Below are 24,160 nucleotides of genomic sequence, written 5' to 3' on the forward strand. Positions count from 1 at the left end.
GGTCCTGACCGCCACGGCGTCCGCGCGGTCACGAGCGGGCGGTGAACCGCCCGTCGGGCCGCTTGTGCAGCCAGCCGCGGTCGGCGAGCTTGGTCATCTTCGCCCGCAAAGGTTCCAGCTTGCCGCGAACCGAGGCATCCAGGCCCAGCCGCTCACCGACCGCCCTGACCTGCACCGGGCCGTCGGCCTCCCGCACGATCGCCAGGATCTTGCGGTAGTCGCCGGGCAACGCGCCCTCGTCGGCCGCGTCGCTGCGGTGTGGGATGAGCAGTACCGCCCGCCCGGCCACCTTCGCCGATACCGGAGCGACAGCCTCGGCGTCGGCCTGGGCCTGCTCGGCCAAGCGGTTCAACACCCGCTCCGCGATCGCCAGTTCATCCCGCTCGACCTGGATCTCCTGGAGTTCCTTGGCCAACTCCTCGGCGAGAGCGTCCAGTTCACTCCGCCGGGCGGTGATCCACTGCCGCTCCTGCATCCCGCGCCCTCCCGCGTTCTCACGGCGTGCCGACCTGCTGACGGATCGTAGGCGGGGGTCGGTCGTGGGCGCAGCCGAACCCGGCATCCCGCCGGAGCCCCGGACCTGCCCGATGATCTACGCCATGGTCATCGGCCGCCGACCGGCACGAGCACCCAACTCGCCATTCACACCAGACCCGTGACCTGCGACTTCACGATGCACACCGCTCATTGGGCCGGGGCGCGTGTCCACGGTTGGACTGAACCGTTCCGGGTTCGGTAGGGACTCGATCGTTTGAGAGGATCGAGTTATGGCACGTCCTTCCCAGTACCCGCTTGAGCTGCGCCGTCGTGCGGTGCGGATGGTCGCCGAGGTGCGACCGGAGTACGACACCGAGTGGGCCGCGATGAAAGCAGTCGCCCAGAAACTGGGCATCGGCACGACCGAGACCTTGCGCAAGTGGGTCCGGCAGGACCAGATCGACGCCGGCGCCCGTCCGGGCACGACGACGGAGGAGTCGGCCGAGCTGAAGCGGCTGAAGAAGGAGAATGCCGAGCTGAAGCGGGCGAACGACATCCTGAAGGCTGCGGCGTCTTTCTTCGCGGCCGAGCTCGACCGGCCACACACACGCTCGTAGCGTTCATCGACGAGCACAAGGACCGCTTCGGCGGCGTCGAGCCGATCTGCCGGGTCCTCACCGACCACGACTGCAAGATCGCACCGTCCACCTACTACGCCCACCACAAACGCCAGGCCGCACCCGCAGCCCGCACCGTCCGCGACGCCGAGCTGAAGACCCTCATCACAGAGGCGTACGAGGCCAACTACCGTGTCTATGGCGCGCGGAAGATTTGGCGACACCTGAACAGGCACGACCACACCGTGGCCCGCTGCACCGTTGAACGCCTCATGCGCGAGCTCGGGATCACCGGCGCGTTCCGCGGCAAGCGGGTGATCACCACGATCCCCGACGCGAGCGCCGAACGGGCCCCGGATCTCATAGACCGCGACTTCGTCGCCCCGGCGCCGAACCGCTGCTGGGTCGCCGACTTCACCCACGTCGCCACGTTCGCCGGCGTCGTCTACGTCGCCTTCGTCGTGGACACCTTCTCCCGCCGTATCGTCGGCTGGTCAGCGGCCACTTCGAAGGAGACAAGGCTCGTCCTGGACGCCCTGGAGATGGCCCTGTGGCAGCGCGCCCGGGACCAACACCCCTACCAGCCGGGCGAGTTGATACATCATTCCGATGCCGGTTCGCAGTACACGTCGTTCGCGCTCGCCGAGCACCTCGACCGGGCAGGAATCGCCGCGTCGATCGGATCGGTCGGTGACGCGTACGACAACGCCCTGATGGAGTCCACGATCGGCCTGTTCAAGACCGAGTTGATCAAACCCCGCCGCCCCTGGAAGACACTCTCCGAGGTCGAGCTGGCCACCGCCGAGTGGGTCGACTGGTACTGCCACCGCCGACTACACGGTGAGATCGGGCACATCCCACCCGTCGAATACGAGACCAATCACTACCGCGCAACCACGAAACCCCAGGTCACAGTCACGACCTAGAGTCTCGATCAAACCCGGAACGGTTCACAGTCCGGAATGGTTCCCGCATGCCCGGGTGTAATGGGGATGAGAGGTAGTCTCAGGAGCGCACTATGGATATGGATGAACCTCAGGCCTGCGGTCCTCCTGCACGGCAGCTGCCGGACCAGCTGCGCGCGGTCGGGCCGGGCTGGCACTCCCTGCTCCTGCGGCTGCACGAGCAACTCCTTCTCCTCGACCCGGGCTATCAGCTGGACGACCTGAAGGAGAAGCTCGGCGGGGTTCGTATCCGGATCGTCGGCACCTCGGCACCTGCGTGCGCAGATGCACGAGCCCTGGTTGCTGCCGCCGAAGAGCAATCCGCGACCATCTGTGAGTTCTGTGGGGCATCCGGACGCCGAAGAACACGCAGTGACACCAAGGGGGGCTGGATCAAAGCAGTGTGCGACGACTGTCACCGTGCCTGGTCCAACCACACCATCGTGATCATCAACGGTTCCGTGCACAACCGGGAGACCGGTCGGCGATAGGGCCCCGCGTAGACGGCGGCCTGGAATACGTGAGCAATCAAGTACACACACGCTTAGGTGGAGATAGTGTGTGTGTATATTGCCAACATACTTCATCCCGGAAAAGGGGGTGGCGGTCCGTGTACGCTGGGAGTATGACGGACAACGCCGCTTCATCGGTTGGCCCTCTTGTCACTGGCTCCGAGATCGCTCGGTTGGCCGGAGTCACTCGGGCCGCTGTCTCCAATTGGCGTCGACGCTACGAGGACTTTCCCGCGCCAGCGGGAGGTGCCACGAACAGTCCGCTCTACGCGCTCACCGAGGTCCAGGAGTGGCTGGACAAACAGCGCAAAGGCCAGGAAGTATCACCCGAGGTCGAACTGTGGCAGGCCATGCGGGCCGCGTACGGGGAACAGATGGTCGCTGGGCTGGCGCAGGTGGCTGGGGTGCTGGCCGGCGAGCGTGAACCGAGACTGCCGGATGACATCACCACCCGTGTACACGAACTCGCCTCGACTGAAGCGCCCGTCGACCTCGTAAACGGACTGACTGAACGTTTCATGGACTCCGCTCGGCGGGCGGGATCGGACCAGGTAACTCCCGAGCGTGTGGTCCGTGCTATCTGCCACTTCGCTCCTGAGCTGCCAGCCGACGCCACAGTCTTCGATCCAGCCTGCGGAATCGGGGTGCTGCTCCTGTCTGTCGCTTCCAAACCGAAGATGCGTTGCTTCGGCCAGGAGATGGATGCTGACAGCGCTCGGTTCGCACAGCTTCGCGCCGACCTCCTGGGCCGATCAGGAGTGCGTATCGTGGCAGGCGATTCACTGCGCGCAGACGAATGGCCTGACCTCAAGGCGGATTTGGTCATCTGTGACCCACCGGCCGGCGTGACCGAGTGGGGACGAGAGGAGCTGCTACTCGACTCCCGCTGGGAACTCGGTACCCCGTCCAAGGCCGAAGGGGAGCTCGCGTGGCTCCAGCACGCCTATGCGCACACCGAGCCCGGCGGCCAGGTACTCATGGTCATGCCCGCCTCAGTCGCCTACCGCAAGGCAGGCCGCCGCATCCGAGCAGAACTCGTACGCCGGGGCATCGTGCGCCAAGTGGTCGCCCTGCCACCAGGGACGGCGACCTCTCACGCCCTGCCCGTCCACCTTTGGTGTTTGCAGCGTCCCGAGAACACGGGAGGTGCGGATACGAACCACACCGTGCGCATGGTCGACCTGACCGGCAACAGCCCCGATGGGAGCCTGGAACCACGCCCCGACCAGGTCGCCGACGTGCCGCTGATCGAACTCCTCGACGACACCGTCGACCTGACCCCCGGCAGCCATCTCCGGTCCCGGCACCGCGACTATCCCGGTGAATACACCGCCCTGCGCAAGGAACTCGAGGACCAAATCCGTCAACTCGCCGCCCTCCTGCCTGAGCTTGCGCCAGGCGGCGGACCGGGCTCACTGGAAAGCGCCACCACCAGTGTTGCAGATCTCGCCCGCGCCGGACTTGTCGAGTACGACGGCCCGGAACCCGTCTCGGCCAGCGAGCAGCTCGACACGGACTACCTTCAGGGATTCCTGCGCAGCTCCGTCAACACTCGCCGGACCACAAGTGCCAGCGGGACCTACCGCCTTGACAGCAGGAGCGCACGTATCCCCCGCATGGGCATCGACGCGCAGCGTCGATACGGTGCTGCTTTCCGATCCCTGTCCGCATTCGAGGAAGGAATGCGCAAGGTTGACGAGCTGAGCCGGCAGCTCGCCGACGTCGCCCGTGACGGCCTAGCCACGGGGGCCCTGGCGCCGGAGGAGTAAGGACTGTGCGGGACACCCCGGTGGGTGCCCCGCACCGGTCTGCGCCGGTCGGTCAGGCAGCGCGTGGCAGAAACGGGCTTGGAGTTCCACTCCACGTCACACTCAGGGCTTCGCGAGCGCGAGTGCAGGCGACGAAGAGGAGACAGCGCTCCCGGAGCAGGTCGGCGTCGTGCTGCAGCGAATCCACCTCGCGTGGGGTGATCTCACGGGCGAACGGGACGGAGCCCTCGTTGACACCGAGGACGGACACCGCCCGGAACTCCAGCCCCTTCATTGCGTGCATCGTTGCCAGCCGTACGCCCTCAGTCCCCTGCGCGACTTGCCCTTTGACCCGGAGCACCGGGACGCCGGCAGCCTTCAGTTTCTCCTCGGCCGCGTCCAGGGAGAGATTGAAGCGCGCGCACACACCGACCTCGTGCGGTGCGAGGCCCTCGGCGAGCAACGCCCGGACCCGGTCCACCAGGGCCTCAGTCTCCTCCTGCCGGGTCGCGTACCCCTGCACCTGGGGGCGGCGCCCGTGTAGCAGGGAGCGATACCCGGCCAGCGAGTCCATTCCCTCGCCCTCGAGGGCCTCAATGGTGACGGGCGCGAGGAGCCGCGCCGACCAGGCGAGGATCTCCTCGGTGGAGCGGTAATTGACCCGCAACCGGAAGCTGCGGCCGGCCGTAACGATGCCCAGCGAGCCGAGCGACACCCGAGAGTCGTAGATCCGCTGGTGCGGGTCGCCGGTGACGAACAGGTCGTCGGGGCCAGGGGAGACGGCGGCGCGCAGCACACGCCACTGCGCAGGATGCAGGTCCTGTGCCTCGTCCACGACGACATGGGCGTACACAGCCGGCTCGTCGGCGAGGAGTTCCGCCGCGCGGGCGCAGACCCGCAAGTGTGTGGTCTCGCCGCGATCGCGCAGGAACTGTTCGAACCGCTCTACGCCGTTCCACACCTCCCGGCGACGCGTGGGGCCGAGGCCTGTGCCGCGGCCGCGGCGGCTTGCACCGAGGTAGGAGTCGAGGTCACGGAGGTTCTGGCCGAGAACGACGTGACGGTACTCCTGGGCCAGGAACTGGGCGGTGAACGACAGATCGAGCTGTTTGACGGCCTTCTCCCACAACTGCCGCTGTTCCCGGTCCCCGATCGGTTTGGGCGGGGCCGCCGACTTCGCGCGCACGACGCCGTTCGCATAGGCGTCGACCGTCGTCACGTCGACCCGCGCCAGTAGCTTCTCGTCCTCGTCGAGGAGCAGACCGAGCATCTCGCGCAGTCCGGCGGCGAGCGCGTTCGTGTACGTGGTGAGCAGGATACGGCCGTCCTCGGAACGGCCGAGCAGGTGCTTGACCCGATGCAGGGCAGCCACCGTCTTGCCCGTCCCAGGGCCGCCGGTGACCTGGACGGGACCCCCGTACGAGGTGCGGTAGGCGACGCGCCGCTGGGAGGGGTGGAGGAAGACCCGCCAGGCCTCGAACGGCTTCTCCAGGATCTCCTCCAGCTCCTGCGGCCCGGTGACCAGGCGAATGCGTGCTGGAGTGTTGGCTATCACCGTGGCCAAGTCTTCGACCGGCTCGGCGGGCGCGTCGGCGGGCCGACGGACGGCCACGACGTCCCGGTAGACCTCTTCCGGGCTGAAGCCCTCGGCAAGGTACTGCAGCACCTCCAGCTGATCCTCCGGCAGGAGCGTGGCAAACGCCTCCAGTTGGGCCTTGTCCACCAATGAACGTGCGGCGCGCAGCACTTGGTCGTCGATGCCAAGCTCGCGCAGCGTGCCGTCGGAGACGTCCGCGAACAGCAGCCGAGGAGCCGTGCGTGCGGCCGTCTCGTACAGCGGCGTCAGCTCGTCCAAGGCGACAGCGTTGCGTACCTCCAGGGCCCGGGTCGCGGAGTTCGCGCTGTACAGACGCTTCGCCGCCCAGGTATAGGCGTCGTCGTGCGGCAGGACATTGACCAGGAGGAACATGTCGCTGCCGTCGTCGGGCGCGAGGACGACGCCGCGCCAGAAGTCGGTGATGCGAACGGTGCGCATCCGCGGGTCACGGGCATTCTCGACAGACTCCAGATGCAGTCCTTTATCCGCGTTGAGTGCGGCGACGCTCAGGGCCTGGAATTTCGCCATGGCCTTGCGCACTCCGGCTCGGACCGGCTTCTCCAGAGTGTCGTAGCCGTCCCAGAAGCTCTGGGCAAAGGCGAGCCGGGGCATGAGGTCTCTTCCTTTCTACCTGACGGGTATTTCATGATCGTCATCATGGGTTGCTCCGGCCAGCCGTCCGGCGATCTGCCGGAGAGCCAACAGAAGTTGTCCGGGCTCGCCGGAAAGGTCGAGGCTGTGCTGATACAGCCGCACTCCCCGCCCATCCGGCCCTGCCGACGTTCCGCGCACCTCATGAAAGCGCTCGGGCTGCCGTCCGGCCGCATACACCAGGTGCGCCTCGCGTAGGCCGAGCACGGTGGCGTACGCAAGCGCCTGGTACAGGTCGGCGTTGAGAAGTCCGTCGGCCTTCTCCACCTTGTACTTGGCGTCGACGACGGCGAGCGGAATGCGGCCATCGCCGGTGCGGACGACGAGATCTGGGCGCATCCCCACGAGACCCGCGGTGTCAAGGTGGTGGCGGTCTTGGAGGCGCGCGGTCAGGCCGTGCTCCCGAAGGGCCTCACGCAGGGCGACAGTCACGAAGTCCTCGAACAGCTTGTTCATGTCGAGCAGGAAGCCGTCCACGGCGAGTGGATCCGACCCGGCCGGCCGGTGTTCCGGTGAGGCGCCCCGCAGGACGGCCTCGGCGAGCCGCAGCGCAGGCTGGTAGCGGGAGTTCAGGCGCGACGGCTGCCAACGCGGCAGTTCCTGCCCCCGCACCAGGGGCAGCGCGTCGGCGAGACGCACGCGCTGATGGGCGAGGCGCCGCCGGACAAGCCCGGGAACACCCGGCAGCCGCAGCAACCGATCGGCGGCGGCGCGCAGAATGCGGTTCTCGGCAGTGTCGGCGGTGTAAGCGTCATAGGCGATCTCCACAGGCGGCGTACGGCCGAAGTGCCGCCGGATCTGCTCGGCCTCGCGCAGCCGCCCACGCACGACCAGCGCGGACTCCTCCACTTCCCGGTAGCCCTGGAGGACCCCCCGCCGCAGCGCCGCGTCGATCTGCCGCTCCACGGCGTACGCGAGCGCGGGAACGACATCGTCGTACGCTCCGGTGTCGACGGTGCCCTCCCGGCTGTCGCGCCAGGCTCGTGCCGGATCGAGGCTGAACCCGAGGAGGAAGAACAGCCGGCTCACGGGGGTCTTGGGCATGATCCGTACGACCGGGCCGCCGGGCGTGCGCACGGCGCCGACCCGGCTACCCGCCCGCAGCAGCCAGTGCCCGTCCCGGCCGGGATCGGGGGTTGCGCTCTGCAGGATGCCGGAGGCGGCCAGGGCCCGCCCGGCCTCGGAGCCCAGCGGAACGGAGACGGCAGGCCCGTACTCGCGCAGCGCCACCTCAAGCACGGTCACGGGAGCTGCTCGCGCAGCGAGTCGAGGCCGTAGCGGGCGGCGATGTCGAGACCCTCGCCGTAGTGGTGCTCCTCGAGCAGCGGCAGAATCTTCGTGCGCCAGGCCCGTTCAAGGCCGCCGTCGCGGTACACGCCCGGCTTCATCAAGTACGAAGGGCCGATGGCGAAGTCGGCGTCGTCGATGCGGGCGTTGAGGACGTCAAGGAGCCGGGCGGGCACCAGGTCCCTGCCCTCGCGCTTCAGCCAGCGTGCGAGCAGCCCGGCGGTCGGCTCGGTGCGCGGGGACAGCTCCACGAACGCGAAACGGCGCCGCATCGCCGCGTCGACCAGGGCGATCGACCGGTCGACGGTGTTCATCGTGCCGATCACGAAGAGATTCGGCGGCAGTGCGAAGTCGTCCCCGGAGTAGGTGAGACGGACAGATCTTGTCCGGTACTCCAGGAGGAAGTACAGCTCGCCGAAGACCTTCGCCAGATTGGCGCGGTTGATCTCGTCGATGATCAGGAAGTGGGGGACGTGCCGGTTGCCCTCGCGGGAGGCGAGATCGGCGAGTTCCCGCAGCGGGCCTGCCGTCAGCCGAAACGCCACCTCCCGCGTCTCAGGATCCTCCACGGGCCGGAACCCCTCGAAGAAATCCTCGTAGGCGTACGAAGGGTGGAACTGCACGATCTTGACCTGTTCCGGGCCGCCGCCGAAGTACTCGGCCAGCTTCATCGCTAGGTACGTCTTACCCGTGCCCGGCGGTCCATAGAGCACCAACTGCCGCTCATCCAGGAGAAGTTCACGTATCTCCTCCAACCAGGCGCGGTCGTGGACGATGAGGTCGGCGGCGAATTCCTCGGTGATGTCCGGCAGCGACAACTCCCGCTGCACCGGCCGTTCGGCAGAGGGGTACTCACCGGCGTCCTCGGTTGCTGTCGGGCCAATCCGCTCCGCACGCCCGGTGAGTGCGTCCAGTGCGTCCAGGACGCCGGTCAGGTCGACGACATCATGCTGAACGGACAGTTTCTGCTGCACTTCCTCCGGCAGCTCCTCGTACGCGTGACTCTGCGGCAACCAGGCGACGGTCCTCCGCAGATTGGACAGCCCGCCGGGCGACGCGGTCTGCACCACCTCCCCGGTGATGTGCCCGACGTTCAGCCGACCGTCGCCGATGGTGGCCACCGTATCGCCGACGCGCATCTGAGTCAGGAAGGCGTGCAACTCGTCGACGAGGCCCTGCTTCTGGTTGTACGAGGCCGCCCCCTCGTACCCCTCCTCGACGAAGCGACGTAGCGCGCTCTTGGTCGGATCGGTCTCCTCCAGAGGTGGCAGATGGGCGGCCGCGAGCGACACGAATCCCTCCTTCAACCACAGCTGCCGCACCAGGTTGTGCCCCGAGACATTGGAGCCGCGCACCAGCCACGCCTTGCGCGGGGCGCGCCAGCCGGTCGACAGATAGTCGGCGAGCGGGTGACCCTCGGCGGTGCGCCAGGACTCCGGGCCGGAAGCGTCGTAGCCGTACACCAGCGCGGCGGCGGCCGAGGAGGAGTTGCACACGATGTCCCGGGTCGCCACCCAACGCGGCGATTCCTGCGGCTGGCCGGGGTCGGCGGGGGCGTCGACGAACCCGCCGCTCGCGCGCAGCTCCGCACGGAACCGGCGCGCGTGGTCGCCGAGCCCGGGCCATGCCTCGGCGGCGACTATCGAACCCTCCTGCAGGAGGAACTTGTGCGTGCCGTTGCCGCCAAACTCTGCAAGCAGATACCCGCGCGCCTCACCGCCGTCCTTAGGGAGCTTGATGCGGAACTCGGGCGTGCCTGGGAGGCGGTCGAGCGGCGGCATGGGTGACCTTCCGACTGAGGCGAGGCCTTGCGCGAACACCGAATACTCTACCCGTTGACACTGTCAAGGGATTCGTGATGCGGACAGGTTGGTCACCCCGGCGATCGGTCCGCCATGTGGCGGGCGGACGAGAGCTCAACATGGCCGATCTTGCTGTGCCTGGCAAGGGTGTTGGCGCGGCCGGTGGCTCCCGTGACGGTGAGGAAGTGCGTGTTGCCGGAGTGGCCGCCGCTAGTCCGAAGCTGACCGGGCAGACCAGTCGCTTTGGTGCCGGATTCGAGCGTGCCTAGCCATGTGAGCAATGTGTTGACAATGTAAACAGGCTCACCCTAGAGTTTGGATTCATCCGGCCGACAACTGCGGGCGGAACTGGCGCTTGGTCGCCGGAGTCGGGGGGCGCTATGGGTGGGGAGCCGATGGCCGATGCCAGACGGCGCACGATTGAGGCGGAGTTGCCGTCCGTCATCGCAAGACTGAAACGCGGCGCATCTCGTACGGGCGTCGTCAGCCAGCGGGCCTTCGCCTTGGAAGCGGACCGACTTGGCCTCACGACCGACGAGCAGCAGCGAAGGCTCCGCAATGGCCTCGCCGCTGTCGGCATTCATGTGAGGCCCTCGCGCCAAGGACGGGTAAACCGTCGCTCCGCGGCCCCTTCCGACCTCGAGGCGCGAACTGCGGTCCCGCCATCGAAAGCGCCAGCGCCGCCGAGCCTGTCGCAGCCGCCGTCCCCGTCGCGACCGTACCGGATGCCTGCTGCGAGACCTGCCCCAATGCCAGTCTCGGGACCTTCCGAGGCCGAAGGCCCAGTAGATGCGCAGTCGCCTGTCGCTTCCGAACCAGGGCTCTCCGAGGCGGCTAGACGCCTGGCCCAGGCCCGGCGGATGCTGGCCCGTTACGCCGACGCCGCCGGCACCGTCAGCAAACTCGCCCACGACGGTGTTGTCCGGCTCCACGGGCTCAGACCTGCCGAAGCGCGCGAGCTGACTGCCGAATTTCCGATCACCCGCCCCCGCCCGCCCCAGGCGTCCGTCCAGATGATGGCAAGCGGTCCGGTCCGGCCCGCGGCGCCCGCATCCGCTTTGGCGTCGAAGGCGGCTCTCTCGAAGTCACCGATCGGTAAAACGCGCGCCGGCTCCGCTGTTTCTGCCACGGACGACAGACTGTCCGACGCCGTCCGCGCGGCCCGGGCCGTGCTGGAGGAGGACCGGTGGCGGCGAAATCTGGGCAAGGTGCTGCTCAAGGCGGAAGAGGAAGTGGGCCTCGCCGTTCTCCTCCGCGGTGGCATTGACCACCTCGGCCGCGATGTTCCGGCGGAGGAGATCAAGGCGCTGCCTCGCGACAGTGAGCGGTGGCATGCCTACGAATGCCTTGTCCTGCACAACCAGCGGCTCGTGTGGAAGATCGCACACGGCTACCAGGGGCACGGACTCGACATCGAGGACCTCGTCCAGCACGGAACCCTCGGACTGATGCGCGCGGTCCGCAAGTTCGACGCCACCAAGGGCTTCAAGCTGTCGACCTATGCGACGTGGTGGATCAAGCAGGCCATGACTCGGGCCATCGCCGACGAGGGCACCGTGATCCGGCTGCCTGTACACATGCACGAAAGGGTCAGCAAGGTCGCCGTCGCCGAGCGCAAGCTGCTGAGCGAGGGCCGCCCTCGGACCGTCGACAACGTGGCCTACGCGACCGGCCTCACCTTCGCCGAGGTGGAGGAGGTGCGCCGGATCAGTCGGCCCACCGACTCCCTGGACCGGATCATCGGCGACGATGCGGCCCTCGGCGACCTGATCATCGGGCCGAGCCGACTGCCCGGGCCCCCGGTCGTGCTGCTCCGCAAGGAGCTTCAGGAACGCCTGCGGCACGTCCTGGGGCACCTCTCCGAGCGTGAGCGGCACGTCCTCGTCCGGCGCACCGGACTCGACGGCGACGAGCCGGACACGCTCGAGGACATCGGAGTCGTCTTCGGCGTCACTCGCGAGCGCATCCGCCAGATCGGATCGAAGGCCAAGGCCAAGTTCCGTGGCCAGCTGATCCGCCATGGGCTGATCCCGTCGCACCTGTGAACCGGCCGCATCCCATCTGATCCGAAGGAACCCGCACATGGACCCGCGCCAGGAGCTGGTCGACTACCTCACCCGCCAGCTCGTCGGCCCTGTCGGCGAAGACGACGAGGTGCTCGACGCGCCGCCGGACCGGCAGTACTTGATGGGCACGCTCTACCCGCAACAGGCGGACCGCCAGCGCCGGCTCGACCTCGCCGCCGACGATCCCGAGGCACCCGGTGCCGAGCAGGATGCCCCCGACGTGGACCCGGCCCCCGACCCCGTGCCCGAGACCAACAGCTGGCTGCCCGCGTCCCTCGGCATCAGCTTCTACACCGATGCCGTAGACGTCGAGGTGAGCTGTGCCGCCGCCCGCTACGAGACGCAGCGGAACGAACCCGGGCGCGGGCGGCGCTGGAAGCGCGTCCCCCTCACGCCCGAGACACACACGGTCGGCCCCGACCGGGAGGAGGTGCCCGTCCTCGACGGCCGCGCGAAGATCCAGCTGACCCGCCGCTCCTACGGCGCGGGCACCCTCATCACCGTGGCCCTGGTCAACGAAAAACACCACGACGGTGCCGACGACAAGGCGCCGGACTGGGACGACATGCTGTTCCAGTGCCGGCTCACCGTCCGCCCCTCTGATGGCGCCGTGCTGCCGTATCCCAGCGTCCGGCTCGCCAGCCGCGATCCCGAAGAACGCGAACTGCGCCTGCAGTACCGGCACGTCGTCACCCATGCCGTCGGCCACGGCTGCGCCGTCCGCGAGGACCACGGCGAGGACGGCGGTGTCGAACTCCTCGCCTGCGAAGCCCTGCCACGCGCCGAGGTACCCGCCATCCGGGCCGGCGGCCCGCTCGACGCCCCCGCGCTCACGATCTCCCACCTGGCCGACCCGGCCGTCAGCAGGGACCAACTCCGCGAGGATCTAGCCGAGTTCGCTGCCTCGTACCACGCCTGGTACGTGGGCCAGCGATCCGTCGAGGTGCCGCCCTGGGGCCGGGAGGCCGCGGAGCGGATCCTCGACCGCGTCCGCCAGGCGGTCACCCGTATCGAGGCCGGCGTATGTACCCTGTGCGACCCCGACCGGCCCGAACTCCTCGACGCCTTCCGCATCGCCCAGCGCGCCATGCTGCTGCAGATGCGGCACTCCGCCCCCGACCAGGCCGGTCAGCGGCGCCACCGCGCGGACCCCGTGGCCCTCGACCCGCCCCTCGACCCCAAGGCCACCTGGCGCCCCTTCCAGCTCGCCTTCTTCCTCCTCGCCCTCGACGGCGTCGCCGACCCCGGACACCGCGACCGCGAGACCACCGACCTGATCTGGTTCCCCACCGGTGGCGGCAAGACCGAGGCGTATCTGCTCCTGGCCGCCTTCACCATCGCCCTGCGCCGGATCCGCGACGAAGGCGGCGGGACCACCGTGCTCAGCCGCTACACCCTCAGCCTGCTCACCACCCAGCAGTTCCAGCGCGCCGCCACCACGATCTGCGCCCTGGAACACCTCCGCCGTACCGAACCCGAGCTCGGCCTCGGCGGACCCATCACCATCGGCCTGTGGGTCGGCGACACCACCACCCCGAACAAGTTCCAGGCGGCCAAGGACGCCTTCGACGAGCAGCGCGAGGCCAGCCACCCCGAGGACGTCTTCATCCTCGACCGCTGCCCGTGGTGCGGCACCCGCATCCTGCCGCCGACCCGGTCCAGCGTCCGCTCCGACTACGGAGTCCGCGCCGAGACGGACGAGTTCGCCTTCTACTGCACCCGCGACGAGTGCGCCTTCCACGACGTCCTGCCCGTCGCCGTCGTCGACCAGCACCTCTACGAGGATCCGCCCACCTTCGTCCTCGGCACCGTCGACAAGTTCGCCCGGCTCGCCTGGGAGCCCGACTCCGGCAGCCTCTTCGGCGCCGGCACCGGCAACCGGCCCCCGTCCCTGATCATCCAGGACGAGCTGCACCTGCTCACCGGACCGCTCGGCACCACGGTCGGCCTCTACGAGGCGGCCATCCTGGAGCTGTGCACCGCCCCGGACGGCAGCCCGCCCAAGATCGTCGCAGCCACGGCCACCATCCGGCGCTCCGCCGAACAGGTCCGCGCCCTGCACCACCAGGACGTCCAGCTCTTCCCGCCGTCCGGACTCGACGCCCGCGACAGCTTCTTCGCCGTCCCCGACACCGGCCGCCCCGGCCGCCTCTACCTCGGTGTCATGGCACAGGGCCACACCGCGGGCCGCGGCGCCGTCGCCACCACGGCGGCCATGCTCCAGGGCGTCCACCACCTCCCCGAGGAACACCGCGACGACTACTGGACCCTCGTCGCCTACCACCACAGCCTGCGCGAACTCGGCCGTACCGTCACCGCGGCCGGAGACGACATCCCCGCCCAGCTCCGCGGCCTCGACGAGGGTGCGGGCACGCGCGAGCTGGTCGGCGAGCAGGTACAACAACTCGACAGCAGCGTGAAACGCGCCGATCAGCCCATCCTCCTCGACCGCCTCGAAAAGCCCTGGACGGACCCCCGGTCGGTGTCGTTCCTGCCGTGCACCAACATGCTCTCCGTCGGCGTCGACGTGAAACGACTCGCATACCTGCTCATGCAGGGCCAGCCCAAGACCACCGCCGAATACATCCAGGCCACCAGCCGCGTCGGCCGCCACCACGTGCCCGGACTCGTCGTCACCTACTTCAACGCCACGCGCCCGCGCGACCGGTCCCACTACGAGACCTTCATGGACTACCACCGGGCGCTCTACCGCTACGTCGAACCCGCCAGCGTCACCCCCTGGTCCCTGCCCGCGCGCCGCCGCGCCCTGCACGCCGCGCTCGTCATCCTGGTCCGCCACCGGCTCGGCCTGGCCGCCGAGAACCGGGCCGGACGGATCACCGACCACAAGGAAGAGGCAGGGCGGATCGCCGACGCCCTCGCCGAGCGTGCCGCGACCGCCGAGCGCGGCGCCACGGGAGCCGACGCCGACGCCGTACGCGCCGACGTACGAGCGGAACTCGGCTACCTCCTGGACGACTGGTACCTGCAGGCCGACACCGCCGCCGCCGAGGGCAAGGACCTCTACTACCGCAGCCAGGGCAAGGGCCAGCACAACCTGCTCAAGGCCTTCGAACAGCGTTACGGCCTGTGGGAGACCCTCAACTCCATGCGCAGCGTCGACCGCGAGTGCCAGATCACCGTGACGGGAGCAGGAAAGTGAAGCGCAAACTCCGGGTACGCCAGGCGCAGACCGTGCTGCCGTTCGGCGTGGGCGCCGTACTCGACGTCCAGGGCGAGTCCTTCGTCGCCGCGGGCATCGAGAACTGGCCAGGGCTGAAGACCCCCGTCCCCGCCGAACGACTCGCCGCCCGCCTCGGCGTGACGGGCTTCTTCGCCGCGCCCCACACCCTCAACGACCGCTACGACAAACCCGACCGCCCCGGCGTCCCCTATGTGCGCTTCCCCGGCTGGCTGTTCTGCGGCTCCTGCCGGGCCATGGTCCGCTTCCTGCGCGAGAACGAGAAGCCGGGCGAGCCGCCCGTCTGCACGTCCTGCGCCGCCGCACCCCGCCTCACCCCGATGCGGTTCGTCCGCATCTGCCCGGACGGACACCTCGACGACGTCGACTGGTGGTACTGGGCCCACTCCAAGCTCGCGCCCGAACTGCGGGAGGCCTGCTCCGAATCGAAGCACGCCTGGAAGGCGCGCCGGCTCAGCTTCCGCGTCGCCGACCGCGCCTCCGGACTCGAAGCGCTCTCGGTGCGCTGCGGAGCGACCAGGGAGGGCGGCAAGCCCTGCGACGCCGAACGCGACCTGCTCGACGTCCTCGGCCCCCAGGGCGGACGCTGCTCGGGCCGCAACCCCTGGCAGCACTGGGACGCGAGGGCTTCCTGCGGCCAGCAGGTGCACATCGTGCAGCGCACCGCCGGCAACGTCTACTACCCGGTCGTCTACTCGGCCCTCGACATCCCTCAGACCGCCGAAGCCCCGCGTGCGGAGCAGAACATGGCGGAGGCCGTCCTGGGCCACGGCTACTGGCCGATCCTGCTCAACGCACTCGGCACGTCCAGGGCCGACACCTTCCGCGGCATGATCAAGGAGGACACCGACGCCCCCGACAGCCTCATCGACCAGCTCGTCGCGGAGGCCACAGGCGCCCCCACGCCGCTGCCCCCCGACCGGCCGGAGCCCGGAAAGTCCGGAAAGATCGACCTGAGCCGCGACGAGTGGTACGCCTTCGACGCAACCCAACTCCCGGAACCCACCAAGGAATTCGCGATCCGCCGCAGCGGACTCGACCTCGACGGCGAGAAGGAGGAGCCCTGGGCCACCCTCGACGCGCACATCGACGGCGTAGTCCTCGTCGACCGCCTCCGCGAGGTGCGGGCGCTGACCGGCTTCCGCCGCCACTCGCCGGGCGGCACCCTCGTACCCGCCGACACCAGCGGCCGCCTGCGCTGGCTCCCCGCGACCGAGGTCTACGGCGAGGGCATCGTCCTCACCCTCGACGAACAGCGCCTCACCGCCTGGGAGAACGACCCCCGCGTGCGGGCCCACGTCCACGAAATCCGTACGGACCTCGACGCGTCGTTCCGCGACGAACAGCTCGCCGAGACGACCGGCAGCGAACTCTCGCCCCGCTTCCTGCTCCTGCACACCGTCGCCCACCTGCTCATCCGCCAGCTGTCCTTCGACTCCGGCTACACCACCGCCAGCCTGCGCGAACGCGTCTACGGCCGCCCCGAGTACGGCCAGCGCGGACTGCTGATCTACACGGCCGCCGGTGACGCGGAAGGCACCCTCGGCGGCCTGGTCCGGCAGGGCGAGACGCCGCACTTCGCCGAGACGCTCATCCGGATGCTGGAGGCGGCCGCCTGGTGCTCCGCCGACCCGCTGTGCGCCGAGCACACCGGCCAGGGCTTCGGCAACCTCAACCGGGCCGCCTGCCACGCCTGCACCCTGCTGCCCGAGACGAGCTGCCAGACCGGCAACACGCTCCTCGACCGAGCCCTGGTCGTCGGCTCGGCCCGCGTGCCCGGCTACTTCACCGACGTCCTCACCGCGAGCCGCGAATACGCGGCCGCCACCGCCCTGGGATGACACCCATGACCACTGCGAACGCCCCCGTTCTCCACCCCGACCTCACCCCCGCCCAGCGCGACTGCCTGGACGCACTGCCCCTGACGGGCAACCACGTCGTCAGCGGCCCGCCCGGTAGCGGCAAGAGCCTGCTCGCCGCGCACCGCGCCGTCCACCTCGCTCTCACCGGCCGTCCCACCTTCCTGATCTCGCGCTCCAACCTGTTGCGCCAGCTCCTGCGCGACACCCTCGCGGGTCTCGCGGTCCCCGCCGCACCTGTCGAGGCATCCACCGCCCACCTCTGGGTCTACAGCCGCTTCGGCCGTGACGCACCGCGGACGGAGGACAGCTGGTTCGACTGGCCGGCTCTCATGCACCAGGCCGCCGGCGCTGTCGGCGAGCACGATGCCGCCACACCCCACCTCGTCGTCGACGAGGGCCAGGACCTGCCGCCGGGCTTCTACCGAATGGCCCGCCTTGCCGCCGGCTCCGTGACGGTCTTCGCCGACGAGTGTCAGCGCCTCACCGAGACGAACTCCACCCTCACCGAGATCACCGATGCCCTTGGCCGCTCCACCGGACGCGTCGAGATTTTCGGCAACCACCGCAACACCCGCGAGATCGCTTCCCTCGCCGAACACTTCCGCACCGGCGGCACCCGCCCCGACGTCCCCTTCCGCAGCGGCGCCCTGCCCATGGTCCGTCACTACTCGGGCATCAAGGACCTCGCCGACGACATCACCACCCTGGCGGCCCGGCACCCGCGGGACCGCATCGGCGTCATCGTCAACTCACTGGGCACGGCGGCCGACCTGATGCGCCGCCTGGAGCGGTCCGGCCTCACCCACGAACCCCAGCTCTACAGCTCGGCGGCCCCCTCCGGACGCTACCGCGACCTCGACCTCGCCCGCCCCGGTGTCGTCCTCGTCCACCGTGCCAGCGCCAAGGGGCTCGACTTCGACACCGTCGTCATCGCCGACGCGGAGTCCGACTCGGGCATCGACCCCACGTCGGCGGCCCTCCGCATGGCCTACTACGTCATGATCACCCGAGCGTGTCAGCGGCTGGTGCTGGGCTGGCAGGGCAGCAGGTTGCCGCGGCACCTGGAGGGGCTCGATGGATGGGTGCGGATGTGGTGATGGGATCATTTCGGCTGCGGGCACGCGAGGGATCCGACGCGGTTCCGGAGCGGTCCGATGCGCGGCGTGCCACGCCAGGGCGCTGCGATCCGCGGAGCGCGGCCACGTGCCGTTCGCGTTCGATGTCAGACCTGAGCCACTGTCGGGAACAAGGGGGAGACGATGACTGACGACCGTAAGAAGACCGTGCCCGTGCTGACGCTGGCGACCGCTGACGTCCAAGTGCCGGGGGTGATGGCCGCGGGCGAGGTGATGACGGCTGAGCGCCTGGCCGAACTACGCGGAGTGCTGGCCGCCCTGGCCGACAACCCGATCGTCACCCTCGAGGTGCATCCGCTGCCCGACAAGATCGACCGCGGCCGTGGCGTCCCGCTCGACGCCGCGAGTCCTCTGGCGCAGAGCCTGTCGCAGCTCATCACGCAATCGGCGCGCGGTTCCCTTACGACGGCCAGAGCGACCGCTTCGGGCGAGAATCTGTATCGCATGGTGGTCCCGGCCAAGGTCGCCGCCCAGTTCGGGCAGGGCATCGTCCGCTCGCTGCCGTCGAAGGCCGCGGCAGGTGGCATCTACGGTTCTCTCGTGAACTCGACGGGGCGTTTCGTCGAACCGGCGACGTTCGTGCCGGTGGGCAAGGCTGCGGCAGCCGGTGCGGTCGGCGGAGCCGGTGCGACGGCCGGCGCCGCGGCCGCCGGCGGCGCGGCGCTCACCGTGGCTGCGCCGCTCGTGCTCATGGCCGTGGCGGTGGGGGTGAGCGCGCACGCCGACCGTAAGCGCCAGCAGGCCATCGAACACATTACGGAACTGCTGGAACAGCTTCAGCAGGACAAGCTCGACGACGAGCACAGCGCACTCAACGGCTGCCGTGCCGCCATCGACAAGGCCACGGCCATCCTGCTCGACCAGGGCAAGCTCGGAGTCTCACTGGGACTCGACTCCGCGGTGCACACCATCGACACGGCACTGGGTAAAGCCGACATCCGCCTGGGCCGATGGCAGAGTGCGCTCGACAGACTTCCCGAGGGCAAGGCCGTCGAACTCGAAACGCTGACCAAGGCGTTCCCCGGCGTCGACGACCACGGAGGCGCGTTCCGCACCCACCTCGAACTCGCTTCTTTGGCCATCGCCCTGATGCGGCGGGTCGTGGTCCTCCAGGCCGTCGAGAACGCCCAGAGCGACCCGGGCAATCCTTTCGAGAACTTCACCCGCGCGCTCAAGCGCGATCAGCAGCGCCTCGACGAACTGGAATCGGGCATCGCCGGTGTCCTGGTACGCCTGTCGACGCTGGAACTGGCACGCCCGAGCGGTTTGCTGCCCGTCTTCACGACCAGTGAAGTCGATCGCCTCCTGAGCGCGGCACACCGGATTCACAGGCTGGGCGACGGCGTCACGGTCAACGGCCGTACGACGGACGTGGCGATCGAGATCGCCCGCGACAAGGACGGCTCGGTGGTCGTGTTCCCTGCGCTGCCCGCGTAGGCGCAGGCGCGCTCGCACTCACTTGGTGAGTCAAGCGAGGTTGCCCGAAACCTCGAACGCGGTTTCTTCGCATTGTTCAGCACCGTGACCGACGGCAGGGCGGGCTGGGCTGTCCTCGCCGAGGGCCCGCGCGAGGATCTGGCGGCTTTCCTTCGCCACCGGCTGCTGGCGGAGCAGTGGCCCGTTCTGCGTCGCCTGGTCAGCCCCTCCATCCGCGAGGTCTGGGAGGACGCCTTCCCCGAGCTGCCCCGCCAACCGGTACACCAAGGACCTCATCAAGGCGCTGAAAGCGGCGCACAAGCTGACGGAGCGCGCGGACTCCCTCCTGACCAAGTCGCGGGCGGACTTCCAGTCCCATCGCGGGCGGAACCAACTCATAGCCATGGCTGACGAGAAGGCCCGCGAAGCCGCACTCAAGCTGGGGATGCGTGCCTGACGGGCCAGGCACGCACCTCGCGAGGCGTGGGATCCTCGCTGCCGCCGACGTGATCACGCGCCGGTGTCGACGGTGCCCTCCCGGCTGTCGCATCAGGGGCGCGCCGATGGGTGAGTTTTCGAGGAGGGGTGAAACTCGCGTGAACATCGCACACGCTCCAAGTCCACTGGCGCAACGGATGAGCGGGACAGAGCGCGTGCGTGGGGGAACGGTGGGCAGGAGAGCTTGCCATTCTGATGGCCGATCAGGAGCCACGTGCGTAGGGTCACGCCATGGTGAGGCTACAAACACTGCGGGGATACCTTCTCGAAGAGGTCCTCGCCTGGTTGCTGCGGTCCAGTGGATACCGTCTGCTGACAGAGAAGGACGACCCGGTCAGATCGCCGTGGAGGGTGTTGGAGAAACGCAAACACGGACTGGTGGTGCGGGGCCGCGGGGCCTGGCATCAGGCGGACACTCTGGGACAGTTCCAGTACGTGCCCCCGTTCTCGCTCCCGATCCGCCTGTTCGCCGAGGCAAAGTTCACACGCCTCAAGGTCGGTCTCGCCACCGTACGCAACGGCCACGGTGTCGTGCATGACCTCAACGAAAACGTCGTAACCACATTGGGTAACGGCTCCGGCCCGCACCGCCCGAGGGTGCGCTATCACTACAGCTACGCGATCTTCTCGACATCAGGGTTCACCCAGGATGCTCAGGAGTACGCGCTTGCCCATCAGATCTCTCTCATCGACCTGTCTCTGCCCGACTTCCAGCCACTGTGTGACTTGGTGAGGATAGCGGCCAAGTCGGTTTACGACGCCATGAAGTCGATGGTGCCGAGTCAGCGGCCCACCGTGTACGAGATACGCAACTACTTGCGTCGGCACCTGCTGGACCTGTCGGGCGAACCCGCAGCCGATGCTTCCTCGGTGACCGATCCGCTCGACACGTTGGCAGCGGGGCTGCACCGCCGGTCATCGCTGGGACTCATCCTGGCTTTTCCTGCCGCTCCTTTCGTCCTCGGGCTCATCTCCGACAACCTCAACGCCTTTGTCAGATACGCGCTCGAAGAGCCCACTCACGCTGTCCGCGTACGTAGGATCCACCGGTCTGTGGGGCATCCGCTGTGGCTGATCGAGCCGCGCGTAGGCCCTGCCTACAGGCTGGCCTTCAGCCTGCCGGAGCAGGTAGAGGCATGGATCCTGGACCAGGAGGAGGGAACGCGATCCCGCACTCACTGGATGACGCGGAACTTGCTCTCCGCCATCACCATGTACTGGGTTGACGAGAACCACACCCACACCTTCCAGCTTCAATACAGCTCGAGCGAGTTTCGGGAGGTCAGCGGGAGGCCGAGACCGTCCTTCAGTGACTTCGGTGAGACATCCGATCTCTTCTGATCCCAGAGGCGTGCCCATCTCGGCCCGGGCCGTCATCCCGTGGCTGATGCCGGGTGGTGGAGAAGGCATGGCCGATCCTTGCGTGCCGCAGTCGGCGTTCGACAGGGGAAGCGATGCGCGGCGAGTGACTTCCGAGCGCCTCGGCCTCTGTCCTGACCAGGGTTTCCGTATTCAGGGCATGTGGTGCAGTCGATGCATACATGCCAGAATTCGTTCCGCCCCTTGTCTCTCGAGGCGGTCGTCTCACGTATTCATTGGAGGACCCAGAGTTGGGGCAGATCGACACCCGTCTCATCCAGACCGCGGTCATCGGAGGCCGCGACTCGGATCAGCCGGTGATCCTCCCTGAACAGCCGCACAACCTTGACGAGTTCCTCCGTCAGTTCGGGAGGGACGACTTCTGGTGCGGCACGCTTCTCGGCGGCTGTGGAGAACCGCTGCGCCCCAAGCGGTATGTGACGAGGGTATGTCACTTCGCCCACGAAGCCGACCCCGGCCGTGGGGAATGCCACCGGACCACCCACAGCGCGGACGGCGCCGACCACTTGTTCATCAAGGCCCATGTCACTCGCTGGCTCGCGGCGCAGGGACATGCGGCCCAGGGCGAGCTGCGCAGCTTCGGGCACTGTCACGGTGATGCCGTGGACTTCTGGCTGCGTCGTACGAAAACGCACCTCCGGTTCGAGCTCCACCCGGAGGACTACCGGAGCTGGCGCAAGGCAGCGGACAGCCTGGGCGCGAAGGAAGGCCGTATCGAATGGGTCTTCGGCCGGGACGACGCGCTCGCCCGCGACACGGTGGCGCGCCGAGGCTACGCGCTGCTCGTGCGGTGCGAGACCGAGGGCAATGACCGTCGTGTGTTCATCGGCACCGTGACCGACGGCAAGAAGACCCCTTGGGCTCCCCTGGAGCACTGCCGGATGACCGAAAGCGGCCTCGTCACGCCCGCGCTCGAGGAGCTGCGTGCCGAGGGAGCGGTCCGCGACGACGGCATCGGCTGTGAGCCGTTTCCCAGCAGTGTGGCCCTTCCCAGCGGACAGGTCGTGTTCGCGGTGGACGCGGAAGCGGCACCCGTGTCCTCCCCGTCGTTGGACGTGCCCGGCAGGCGTCTGGTCCCTGGCTTCGTCAAGCCGGCGGGAAGCCGCATCGTCCGGGCCTGTCTGTCCCTGCCCGACACGGTGCCGGCTCCCACGGACCAGTACGTCTACCGCCTCGCGGGTTCGGTCCGGCTGTTGGTCACGGATGTCGTCGAGGGAAACGGTTCTTCGTGGGCGGTGCGGGCCGACGCCATGGTACGGCTCAATGGCCTGGACGCGGAGCGCACCGGTCTGTGGCGTCCCAGCGTCGCGCTCGACGAGAAGCACGTCCCGGCGCCTCGCGCCTCCAGCGCTTGTGAGCGAACCCCGCTCACCGAACCCGTGCCCAGCGGGCCGAAAGCATCGGAGACCGCACCGGGACGGACAGCCGACGCGCTCAGGAAGGTGCTGGAGGAGGTCGCGGCGAAGGGCGCCACGATCACGTGGAGCGAGCTGTCCGGGCGGCTCGGCCGGTGGGTCTACGACCTGCCGAACCCCAAGCGCCAGGAACTGCTGATCGAGGTGGACAAGCCTCGCGTACCCGATCGCGCGCTGCTGAGTGTCCTGGTCGTCACCCACTTGGGCAGGCCCCTTCCGTACCTGGGCCAGGTACTGAGCCGACTCGGGGCCGCCGAGCCGGCTTCGGAGTTCGCTCTGCAGCAGTGGGCAGCGGCCGAGGTCAAGAAGACGCATGAGGCGTACGGGAGCCGGGAGACACGCGTGTCGGCCGCTCCGCCGCCTGGTGCGAACCAGCCCGCCGTCAGGAAGCAAGCACCCTCCGAGAGCGACTTGCGTCAGGCACGTCAGTGGCGTGCGGAGATGCGGGAAAAGCTGGAGGAGGCGGCAAGGACCCGAGCTCGGACGAAGGGGACGCGTGCCCAGCGCCTGTCGGAGGCGATGCGACAAGGAGAGGCGCATCTCCGACGGTACGAAGAAGTTCGCGCCCACAAGCGGGACCTCCGTGTGTGGCTGGTGGAGGGTGACCGTGTTCTGGACCTCCTCGACCGTCTGATCGGGCGTCCGATCACCGTCACCCCGGCCAAGACGGAGCATCGGACCGTCTCTCCCGAATCGAAACCGGCCAAGGCCCTCGAACCCAAACCGGTCGAGAAGACGGATCCGAACCTCAGGAAGATCAGACGCCTGCTCGGTGAGCTGGGTCAGACCCATAGGCAACGGTCCACCCGGGACCTGCAGCGGGTGCTCGACGAGATCGGGAAGCAGTGCGACCAGTTCGCCCAGCCGCTACCGGTCGCGGAGGCCAAGCACCTCAGGCGGTGGCGGCGCGTACTGGAGGACCGGATGTCCGCCGAGCGATCCGCCCAGCCCGCGCCCGCCCCGCGGAACACGTCGTCGACGGCCGGCCGCACCGCCGAGCCACCGCAGGACGACCGCCTGCCGGCCGAGAGAATCGACAAGCTGGCCCTCACGGTCCGCGGCATCCTCGAGGAACTGGCCCGCGTCGACGGCACCCCCCTGAACTGGGGCGACCTCCGACTCAGGTCGGGCGGGCAGGTGCCGTTCCTGCACCCCGACGATCAGGTCGCATTGCTTGTCGCGGCTGACCGGGGCACACCTGCTGACGAGCCGCTTTTGTCCACGCTGGTCGACAGCTCCGTCGCCGCCCCGCACCGGCTCTATCGCCAGGTGCGCCTCGGTCTCGGCCGGGAGCCCGTCCCTGATACGGAGCTTGAGACCCATCGAGCCATGGAGGCTCTGCGGCTGCGGCAGATCTGGCGTTACCGACGGTGAGCAGCCCGCACGCTTCGACCGGCGTCGTGAGCACCGCCCGGACGGTCTTGCCGCTGCGCGGGCAGGGTGGTTCGGCGATGTGCCACCTGGAGGGCTGAGCGGGTGGGGCAGCAGGGCTTGTGGCCCCTCGGGGCGTGCGGTGCAGGGCCGAAACGTGCCCTGCACCGTGCCGCATC

At 68.7% G+C, this 24,160-nt stretch carries 14 protein-coding genes; 10 read left to right on the forward strand and 4 right to left on the reverse strand.

Going from position 1 to position 24,160, the window contains the following annotated elements; genetic code table 11:
* Positions 1–28: 28 nt before the first annotated feature.
* Positions 29–475, reverse strand: coding sequence for a hypothetical protein (locus tag ACFYXB_RS35115; RefSeq protein WP_389589098.1), 447 nt, complete (start codon positions 473–475; stop codon positions 29–31).
* A 292-nt stretch (positions 476–767) separates the two neighbouring features.
* Between ACFYXB_RS35115 and ACFYXB_RS35120 the strand changes: the two genes are divergently transcribed.
* From ACFYXB_RS35120 to ACFYXB_RS35130, 3 genes are all read left to right on the forward strand, one after another.
* Positions 768–2,020 (forward strand): IS3 family transposase gene (locus tag ACFYXB_RS35120; RefSeq protein WP_389589099.1). Its coding sequence is split into 2 segments (ribosomal slippage): positions 768–1,050 and positions 1,050–2,020, totalling 1,254 coding nucleotides; the frame shifts between segments, so codons are not numbered across the junction.
* A gap of 92 nt (positions 2,021–2,112) precedes the next feature.
* Positions 2,113–2,529, forward strand: coding sequence for a hypothetical protein (locus ACFYXB_RS35125; RefSeq protein ID WP_389589100.1), 417 nt, complete (start codon positions 2,113–2,115; stop codon positions 2,527–2,529).
* A gap of 134 nt (positions 2,530–2,663) precedes the next feature.
* Positions 2,664–4,319 carry a class I SAM-dependent DNA methyltransferase gene (locus tag ACFYXB_RS35130; protein ID WP_389589101.1) on the forward strand — a complete coding sequence of 552 codons (1,656 nt, stop codon included), beginning with the start codon at positions 2,664–2,666 and terminating at the stop codon, positions 4,317–4,319.
* A gap of 52 nt (positions 4,320–4,371) precedes the next feature.
* Here the strand turns inward: ACFYXB_RS35130 and ACFYXB_RS35135 are convergent, their stop codons facing one another.
* Genes ACFYXB_RS35135 through ACFYXB_RS35145 form a run of 3 tightly spaced genes read right to left on the reverse strand, consistent with a single transcriptional unit; the run spans position 4,372 to position 9,614 of the window.
* Entirely contained in the window at positions 4,372–6,507 is a 2,136-nt protein-coding gene (locus ACFYXB_RS35135) for a UvrD-helicase domain-containing protein (RefSeq protein WP_389589102.1), read from the reverse strand.
* A 15-nt stretch (positions 6,508–6,522) separates the two neighbouring features.
* Positions 6,523–7,785: an McrC family protein gene (locus ACFYXB_RS35140; protein ID WP_389589132.1), complete on the reverse strand. Its 1,263-nt coding sequence runs from the start codon at positions 7,783–7,785 to the stop codon at positions 6,523–6,525.
* 2 nt (positions 7,786–7,787) lie between these two features.
* Positions 7,788–9,614, reverse strand: coding sequence for an AAA family ATPase (locus tag ACFYXB_RS35145; protein ID WP_389589103.1), 1,827 nt, complete (start codon positions 9,612–9,614; stop codon positions 7,788–7,790).
* 881 nt (positions 9,615–10,495) lie between these two features.
* Here ACFYXB_RS35145 and ACFYXB_RS35150 point away from each other — a divergent pair.
* The 7 genes from ACFYXB_RS35150 (at position 10,496) to ACFYXB_RS35180 (ending at position 23,984) form a co-directional block, all read left to right on the forward strand.
* A complete protein-coding gene (locus ACFYXB_RS35150) occupies positions 10,496–11,680 on the forward strand; it encodes an RNA polymerase sigma factor RpoD/SigA (protein WP_389589104.1) in 1,185 nt (394 codons plus the stop codon).
* A gap of 37 nt (positions 11,681–11,717) precedes the next feature.
* Positions 11,718–14,864, forward strand: coding sequence for a helicase-related protein (locus tag ACFYXB_RS35155; RefSeq protein ID WP_389589105.1), 3,147 nt, complete (start codon positions 11,718–11,720; stop codon positions 14,862–14,864).
* Positions 14,861–16,744 (forward strand): DrmB family protein, encoded by a 1,884-nt coding sequence (drmB, locus tag ACFYXB_RS35160; protein ID WP_389589106.1) that lies wholly within the window; start codon positions 14,861–14,863, stop codon positions 16,742–16,744. The genes ACFYXB_RS35155 and drmB overlap by 4 nt, the downstream gene beginning before the upstream one ends.
* A 5-nt stretch (positions 16,745–16,749) precedes the next feature.
* Complete coding sequence (locus tag ACFYXB_RS35165; RefSeq protein ID WP_389589107.1) at positions 16,750–17,862, forward strand: hypothetical protein; 1,113 nt, start codon at positions 16,750–16,752, stop codon at positions 17,860–17,862.
* A gap of 162 nt (positions 17,863–18,024) precedes the next feature.
* A complete protein-coding gene (locus ACFYXB_RS35170; RefSeq protein WP_389589108.1) occupies positions 18,025–19,338 on the forward strand; it encodes a hypothetical protein in 1,314 nt (437 codons plus the stop codon).
* A 708-nt stretch (positions 19,339–20,046) separates the two neighbouring features.
* On the forward strand, positions 20,047–21,156 hold the full coding sequence (locus ACFYXB_RS35175; RefSeq protein WP_389589109.1) for a hypothetical protein: 1,110 nt from the start codon (positions 20,047–20,049) through the stop codon (positions 21,154–21,156).
* A 269-nt stretch (positions 21,157–21,425) separates the two neighbouring features.
* Positions 21,426–23,984 (forward strand): hypothetical protein, encoded by a 2,559-nt coding sequence (locus ACFYXB_RS35180; protein WP_389589110.1) that lies wholly within the window; start codon positions 21,426–21,428, stop codon positions 23,982–23,984.
* Positions 23,985–24,160 lie beyond the last annotated feature (176 nt).

It is taken from the genome of Streptomyces sp. NPDC002619, from assembly GCF_042889305.1.
Taxonomy (GTDB): domain Bacteria; phylum Actinomycetota; class Actinomycetes; order Streptomycetales; family Streptomycetaceae; genus Streptomyces.

Excerpts from the sequence above, each read along its gene's own strand:
- ACFYXB_RS35115 (WP_389589098.1), bottom strand. The coding sequence starts at position 475 with ATGCAGGAGCGGCAGTGGATCACCGCCCGGCGGAGTGAACTGGACGCT.
- ACFYXB_RS35125 (WP_389589100.1), top strand. The coding sequence starts at position 2,113 with ATGGATATGGATGAACCTCAGGCCTGCGGTCCTCCTGCACGGCAGCTG.
- ACFYXB_RS35130 (WP_389589101.1), top strand. The coding sequence starts at position 2,664 with ATGACGGACAACGCCGCTTCATCGGTTGGCCCTCTTGTCACTGGCTCC.
- ACFYXB_RS35135 (WP_389589102.1), bottom strand. The coding sequence starts at position 6,507 with ATGCCCCGGCTCGCCTTTGCCCAGAGCTTCTGGGACGGCTACGACACT.
- ACFYXB_RS35145 (WP_389589103.1), bottom strand. The coding sequence starts at position 9,614 with ATGCCGCCGCTCGACCGCCTCCCAGGCACGCCCGAGTTCCGCATCAAG.
- ACFYXB_RS35150 (WP_389589104.1), top strand. The coding sequence starts at position 10,496 with ATGCTGGCCCGTTACGCCGACGCCGCCGGCACCGTCAGCAAACTCGCC.
- ACFYXB_RS35155 (WP_389589105.1), top strand. The coding sequence starts at position 11,718 with ATGGACCCGCGCCAGGAGCTGGTCGACTACCTCACCCGCCAGCTCGTC.
- ACFYXB_RS35165 (WP_389589107.1), top strand. The coding sequence starts at position 16,750 with ATGACCACTGCGAACGCCCCCGTTCTCCACCCCGACCTCACCCCCGCC.
- ACFYXB_RS35170 (WP_389589108.1), top strand. The coding sequence starts at position 18,025 with ATGACTGACGACCGTAAGAAGACCGTGCCCGTGCTGACGCTGGCGACC.
- ACFYXB_RS35175 (WP_389589109.1), top strand. The coding sequence starts at position 20,047 with ATGGTGAGGCTACAAACACTGCGGGGATACCTTCTCGAAGAGGTCCTC.